This is a genomic window from Pseudonocardia halophobica, assembly GCF_027922425.1.
In the GTDB taxonomy this organism is placed as follows: Bacteria; Actinomycetota; Actinomycetes; order Mycobacteriales; family Pseudonocardiaceae; genus Pseudonocardia; species Pseudonocardia halophobica.
In genome coordinates, this window is record NZ_BSFQ01000223.1 from 1 (window position 1) to 650 (window position 650).

At 65.2% G+C, this 650-nt stretch carries 1 protein-coding gene; it reads right to left on the bottom strand.

Annotated elements, in window-relative coordinates; all coding sequences use genetic code 11:
* Positions 1–607, bottom strand: a 607-nt coding sequence (locus tag PKE99_RS39245) for an NAD(P)/FAD-dependent oxidoreductase (RefSeq protein WP_271215130.1), incomplete at its 3' end; no start/stop codon positions are given.
* Between the last annotated feature and the right edge of the window lie 43 nt (positions 608–650).

Sequence of the window (650 nt, forward strand, 5' to 3'; positions counted from 1 at the left end):
GGTAATCCCCGAAATGCGCCTCTGACCGGCAGGCAGAGACCCCTGCCTCCAGCCGCTGCCGGTCCGGCGCCGGGATCACGCCGCCCCAGACATAGGCGATGTAGCGCGCCTGCTGTTCCAGTGGCACCGGATAGGGGCCCTGCTGGGGCCACATCCCCATCACGGCCAGTCTTGGCAGATCAGGATGGAAGGTGAAGTCGCTCAGCTCCATCCCCTTGATGTCCAAGTGCAGGGTCTTTCCGATCTCGTCTGAAAGCCAGGGCAGATCCAGATCGAAGCCGGTGCCGATCAGAATGGCATCGGCCTCCACCGAGCTGCCGTCGGTAAATTCGCCCGCCTGCCCGGACACCCGCGCGATCCAAGGCCGGACCGACAGCCGGTTTTCCGCGACAAGGTTCAGATAATGCTGGCTGCCGGTAAAGCCCGCCTTGCGGATATCGGGATGCGGTTTCGGGGCGCCGTAGCGCGCCGGGTCGCCGCCATGGGCCAGCACGAATTCCTGCTGCGCGCGATCCAGCTCTTCCGGCGTGGCGGTGTCGCGCATCAGCGCCCCGCCGCGGGTAAAGGCGTAATATTCCAGTGGGATACCGCGCACCATCTTGGGCATGACATAACGTTGCCGGCGCTGTGCCAGCCAGACTGCGCGACTG